Genomic DNA, 4749 nt, shown 5'->3' with positions numbered 1-4749 from the left:
TCCCGCCGGCGGCGATGTTTGCGAGCAGCGGCGGCACCAGCGTCGTTTTGCCTGTGCCGGGAGGCGCCTGCACCACCGCGGACGCCCCCGCACCACCGGCGTGCAATGCCGCCGCGAGGGCTCCCAGCGATTCCGCAAAAGCCAGGCCAGCTCCGATGGCGCCGAGATCGAAGAGCCCCTTCGCGCAGGCTGGGTCCAGGGGTGTGTTCGCGGAAGTCACGCCTCCATTGTCCCTGCAATGGAGTCCTGGCCATCCATCCGGCGCCGCGCCGCTGATCCACCCGCCGGCGCCCTGCCGGCGCGGGCACGGGTGCGGCCGCGTTCGTGCACGCGGGTGTGCCGGCGCTACGGGTGCGCGGCCAGGAGCGTCTTGCCGCTCGCGACGGCACGGATTTCAATGCTGCGGATATCGGCTCTCGGGACAACTGTGGTGGCCGTCGGTGTCGCCACTGTCCCCGGCGTTGCTGTCCAGGTGGCCACCTGGGTCGTGGCGCCGCGGGAGTCGACAACCACCAATCCGTACTCCTCCGGCGCGCGGAGACCGCCCGGCAGAGCATAGTCGGCCGGGGACGGCGTGTACGTGCACTGCCAGTCGATTCCCGCCGGCGGCGATGTTTGCGAGCAGCGGCGGCACCAGCGTCGTTTTGCCTGTGCCGGGAGGCGCCTGCACCACCGCGGACGCCCCCGCACCACCGGCGTGCAATGCCGCCGCGAGGGCTCCCAGCGATTCCGCAAAAGCCAGGCCAGCTCCGATGGCGCCGAGATCGAAGAGCCCCTTCGCGCAGGCTGGGTCCAGGGGTGTGTTCGCGGAAGTCACGCCTCCATTGTCCCTGCAATGGAGTCCTGGCCATCCATCCGGCGCCGCGCCGCTGATCCACCCGCCGGCGCCCTGCCGGCGCGGGCACGGGTGCGGCCGCGTTCGTGCACGCGGGTGTGCCGGCGCTACGGGTGCGCGGCCAGGAGCGTCTTGCCGCTCGCGACGGCACGGATTTCAATGCTGCGGATATCGGCTCTCGGGACAACTGTGGTGGCCGTCGGTGTCGCCACTGTCCCCGGCGTTGCTGTCCAGGTGGCCACCTGGGTCGTGGCGCCGCGGGAGTCGACAACCACCAATCCGTACTCCTCCGGCGCGCGGAGACCGCCCGGCAGAGCATAGTCGGCCGGGGACGGCGTGTACGTGCACTGCCAGTCGATCTGCGTTCCCCACGGCTGCGTGGTCAGGGATCCGGTGGCCACCATGGCACTGTCGGCGACCGGGGTGAAGTTCAGGGCCGTCGCGGATGCGGCCTGGATCTGGGCAGCCGGGGGCGGGGAGGCCGTGACCTCAACGTAAACCGCGCCCGCGGCGGCAGCGGCGCCCAGCATGATCCCGGCGACAGCCAGGCGGGTGCGCCGGCGGCCGCGCTGGACCTTGCGCGCCAGTCCGGGCTGCAACGTCGGTGTCCGCCGTTCGCCGTCAGTCCGCCCGAGGGACTGGGCTTCCTCGGGTGAGAGTGCTGCCAGCAGCGACGGCAGTCCGGCAAGTTCGGCGACGGCGGCCCTGCAGCTAGCGCAGCCGGACAGGTGCTCCTCGAACTCGTGCCGCTCAGAGGAGACGAGGGATCCCAGCACGTACGCGGCATCCCAGCGCCGGTACTCATCGGTTCCGTTCCGGTTCATGGCGTCACGCCTCCCTCCTGAAGGGCCAGCCTCATCGCCCTCAGCGCGTAGTGCAGTCGCGACTTCACTGTTCCCTCGGCCAGTTGAAGATTTTGCGCGATCTCGGCGGTCGTCTCCCGCAAATAGTACGAATGAATGACGACGGCCCGGTGCTCGGCGGACAGCCCGGCGAGCGCATCCGAGACAAGCCACCCGTCCAGGATCCTGTCGACCCGGTCCGCCTCCGGAATCTCTGGCAGCTGGTCGGTTGCCGTTTCGTGCCGGCGGCGGGCGCTGCGCCGGTCATCGATGACGAGATTGCGGGCGACCGTGTAAAGCCAGGCCCGCACCGCCGGCTCCGGGCGCTGCAGAATCGCCGGGTGTTTCCACGCGCGGATCAGCGTCTCCTGCACGACGTCGTCCGCCAGGGCGCTGTCACGCGTCATTCCCATGACGAACCGCCATAGCGCCGGGCCGTAAGCCTCCTGCAGCGATCGCAGTAACTCGGCCTCCTGATCGGACATTTCCGCCTCCTTGGAGGTAGGACGACGCCGGGCGGCAAACAGTTCACTTGCGCCCGGCGCGGTCAATGGCCGCAGCCCGTGTTGAACCTGCAGGCTGCCGGAACCGTTGTAGGGACAGGTCCGGCCGCCCCTGGCCGGCCATCACTAAGGAGAGCACAATGAGGATTCTTCGCCCGGCGACTGCCGCCGCGGCGTTGGGCGCCATCCTGCTGCTGGGGGCCTGCTTCGGCGGGCACACAGCGACGCCGGCACCGGCCCCCTACACAGTCCCGTCAGTTCCTGCGACGGGGAACCCCCCGCCGTCGCCCAAGGACCCCGCCAGCAACGCGGCTCCGCCGTCGACCGTTGCCGCGCCCGTTGCGCCGGCGCCGCCACGGTATGTTGCCCCGCCCGTTGCGCCGGCACCGCCACGGTACATTGCGCCGCCCGCCCCGGCGCCCATGATCCGGCCGCCGGCGCCCGCCCCGCGGCGCGTCGCTCCACCGGCGCCGCGGCCCATGGTTCCGCCGCCCGCCCGGGTGCCTGCCGGAAACGATCATGATGCCGACAACAACGGAGGACCGGACGACGGTGACGGCAACAAGTAGCAGCCACGGGGCGCTTGGGCCGGGCCCCGGCAGGGGGCTCCTGTTCGGGGTGCCGGCGGCGCTAGCGGCCTTGGCCCTCGGCGCGTGTGGCACTCCGGCCGGGAACCAGACGGTGGCGCCTGCCTCCGGCCCCACCCCGTTCGCGTGGTTCCGTCCCGGACCGGCCCCGGCAGGATGGCAGCCGCTGGCGCTTCCGGACACGACAGCCGTGCTGGCCATCCCACCTGATGCCGCTCCCGTGCCGGGCGACCCCGGCAGCGTGTCCGCGACCGTCACCGCCCCCGACGGGGACCTCCAGATCTATCTCAATGCCACGCCGCAACAGGGCGACGAGTCGCTGGCCAATTGGCCCGAATTCCGGCTGGCCCATCTCAGAGGCGAGAACGCCGCATCCGCGAGAGGGCTGCAGTACCGCGCCGGAATGGAGTTCCGGGGAGGCACCGGTTCCTGCGTGGAAGACACCTATGTAACGCGGATCGGTGCCCACAAATACCGTGAAATAGCCTGCCTCGTTGCAGGAACCCGGGGAAGCAGCGTCCTGGTTGTGGCCACGCCGGCCGATTCCTGGGACCGCTTCAGCCCCGTGCTGCAGCAGGCGGTGGACGCGTATGCCCCCGAATAGGGGTACGCCCCCATCCCGATCGAGCAGGGTGGCCTGAACCGATGGAGGAAGCCGGCTGGCCGTGGCCGGTTGGTTTAGTCACAGCGAAGGCGGGAGACTGGAGCAACTCGATCACGAAAGTGGGAACCACATGATCAATCTCAAGCAAGACGCCGAGGGGTTCATCCGCATGAACCGGCACTTCCCGGAAAAGTCGCTCATCAGCATCACGTTCACGGACGGCTCAGAACATGTCTATTCCGGGCACCGCCTCAACGGGATCTACGACGAGGCCCTGGCGGAGTACCGGGCGCAGAACCACCTGGATGCCAAGGGGTTCTCGCGGGCCCCCAAGAAAACGGTCCAGCCAGCGAACAAGATCGAGTTCGTTCCGGTGCACGCCGGAATGGACCCGTAGCGGCGCCCCTGGCCACCCAACGTCCGCCTGGGCCGGTCTGCCGCGGCCGGGTCGCCGTGCGCCCTGTCGGATCAGCCGACGCCTACCGCGCCCGGCCCGTGCGCCGGGCGGCGGAGGGCCCGGGCGCGGATCCGGAGGTCGTTGTCGTGCACCCGCCGGTCGACGCCGGGCACCGGCGTCGGAGTGCTTCTCGGCCGCGGTGCCGCCGGACTTGCCGGCGGCTCCGGGCACAGATCACTGATCAGCCCCATGCCGGCATACTCGCGCACCGCGGTGATGCCGGCAACCGCTGCCGGCTTGTCCGCGAAGCCCTTTGACACGGCCAGTACTGCCCCGTCCGGTGCCCTGAGCCGAAACCTGAAGCAGGCATCAGCGTCAACGAAGAGTTCAAATGTGCCGGCCATGACGATCCTCCCGGTTCGCGGGCTCCCCGTCCGGGCATCATTGCCACGGGGTGAAGGGGAAAGCGTCGCTGCTGCCCGCTGGTTTGGTTTGTCCCTGAGGCTGAATGGATGATGTCAGCCCGTCATTAAAGTCTCGCTGCGGCCGTGGAACGCCCACAAGGCAAGTCACGTAAATCCCAGGTAAATAGAAGCCAACAGCCGTGCGCGGGCAACCGCCGTCTGGGTCCTCCGCGGGCAGGAACACTGCCGCCTCAGCGGTACCCCTACAGGGGCGGCCAATGGTCGCGGCAGTAGTCACCGCGGCTGGCGCCGGGAGATCCTTGCGGGATGACGCGGTCCCAGGAGGGGCCGACGGCCTCGCTCCGCTCTGAAGGCTCGGCTGCCGCGGTGCGGCCTGCGTCGCCGGGAAGCCAGGTCATGACTGAATCGTTGGACAACGTACCCCCCATTGTTCTTGGCTGGAGGCGCACCGGCTCGCATTACGGACCGCCATGCGCCTCACGCAAGACTAGCCGGGAGTACTGACACCAAAACAGGGACTTTGGACCGTATCGGCGAAAGGCCGGCGGGCGCCTAC

At 69.6% G+C, this 4749-nt stretch carries 8 protein-coding genes; 2 read left to right on the top strand and 6 right to left on the bottom strand.

All coding sequences use genetic code 11. From position 1 onward, the window contains the following. The 4 genes from Y706_RS29275 to Y706_RS0111955 all read right to left on the bottom strand — a co-directional run. A partial coding sequence (locus tag Y706_RS29275) for a hypothetical protein (RefSeq protein ID WP_043436049.1) occupies nt 1–220 on the bottom strand: 220 nt, incomplete at its 3' end. Between the two features lie 125 nt (nt 221–345). After that, a complete protein-coding gene (locus Y706_RS28815) occupies nt 346–516 on the bottom strand; it encodes a hypothetical protein (protein ID WP_156945127.1) in 171 nt (56 codons plus the stop codon). A 426-nt stretch (nt 517–942) separates the two neighbouring features. Beyond that, nucleotides 943–1659 (bottom strand): anti-sigma factor family protein, encoded by a 717-nt coding sequence (locus Y706_RS0111960; RefSeq protein WP_028276776.1) that lies wholly within the window; start codon nt 1657–1659, stop codon nt 943–945. Beyond that, nucleotides 1656–2162 carry a sigma-70 family RNA polymerase sigma factor gene (locus tag Y706_RS0111955; RefSeq protein WP_028276775.1) on the bottom strand — a complete coding sequence of 169 codons (507 nt, stop codon included), beginning with the start codon at nt 2160–2162 and terminating at the stop codon, nt 1656–1658. Before Y706_RS0111955 ends, Y706_RS0111960 begins: the two co-directional genes overlap by 4 nt. Nucleotides 2163–2732: 570 nt before the next feature. Between Y706_RS0111955 and Y706_RS0111945 the strand changes: the two genes are divergently transcribed. Both Y706_RS0111945 and Y706_RS0111940 read left to right on the top strand, forming a co-directional pair. Next, nucleotides 2733–3371 carry a hypothetical protein gene (locus Y706_RS0111945; RefSeq protein WP_156945125.1) on the top strand — a complete coding sequence of 213 codons (639 nt, stop codon included), beginning with the start codon at nt 2733–2735 and terminating at the stop codon, nt 3369–3371. Nucleotides 3372–3501: 130 nt separating this feature from the next. After that, nucleotides 3502–3768, top strand: a complete 267-nt coding sequence (locus Y706_RS0111940; protein WP_018772760.1) for a hypothetical protein — start codon at nt 3502–3504, stop codon at nt 3766–3768. A 71-nt stretch (nt 3769–3839) separates the two neighbouring features. On the opposite strand, the gene Y706_RS0111935 is transcribed toward Y706_RS0111940, so the two are convergent. Together Y706_RS0111935 and Y706_RS28805 are read right to left on the bottom strand one after the other, a co-directional pair. Next, nucleotides 3840–4172 carry a YegP family protein gene (locus Y706_RS0111935; RefSeq protein WP_028276773.1) on the bottom strand — a complete coding sequence of 111 codons (333 nt, stop codon included), beginning with the start codon at nt 4170–4172 and terminating at the stop codon, nt 3840–3842. A gap of 263 nt (nt 4173–4435) precedes the next feature. Further along, nucleotides 4436–4591 (bottom strand): hypothetical protein, encoded by a 156-nt coding sequence (locus Y706_RS28805; RefSeq protein ID WP_156945124.1) that lies wholly within the window; start codon nt 4589–4591, stop codon nt 4436–4438. Nucleotides 4592–4749: the final 158 nt, after the last annotated feature.

The sequence above is a fragment of the Arthrobacter sp. I3 genome (assembly GCF_000520575.1).
GTDB classification, from domain to species: Bacteria; Actinomycetota; Actinomycetes; order Actinomycetales; family Micrococcaceae; genus Arthrobacter; species Arthrobacter humicola_A.
The sequence above is the reverse complement of the archived record's forward strand: the minus strand, read 5'-3'. Positions and strand labels throughout refer to the sequence as shown.

Excerpts from the sequence above, each read along its gene's own strand:
- Y706_RS0111935 (WP_028276773.1), bottom strand. The coding sequence starts at position 4,172 with ATGGCCGGCACATTTGAACTCTTCGTTGACGCTGATGCCTGCTTCAGG.
- Y706_RS0111940 (WP_018772760.1), top strand. The coding sequence starts at position 3,502 with ATGATCAATCTCAAGCAAGACGCCGAGGGGTTCATCCGCATGAACCGG.
- Y706_RS0111960 (WP_028276776.1), bottom strand. The coding sequence starts at position 1,659 with ATGAACCGGAACGGAACCGATGAGTACCGGCGCTGGGATGCCGCGTAC.
- Y706_RS0111955 (WP_028276775.1), bottom strand. The coding sequence starts at position 2,162 with ATGTCCGATCAGGAGGCCGAGTTACTGCGATCGCTGCAGGAGGCTTAC.
- Y706_RS28805 (WP_156945124.1), bottom strand. The coding sequence starts at position 4,591 with ATGACCTGGCTTCCCGGCGACGCAGGCCGCACCGCGGCAGCCGAGCCT.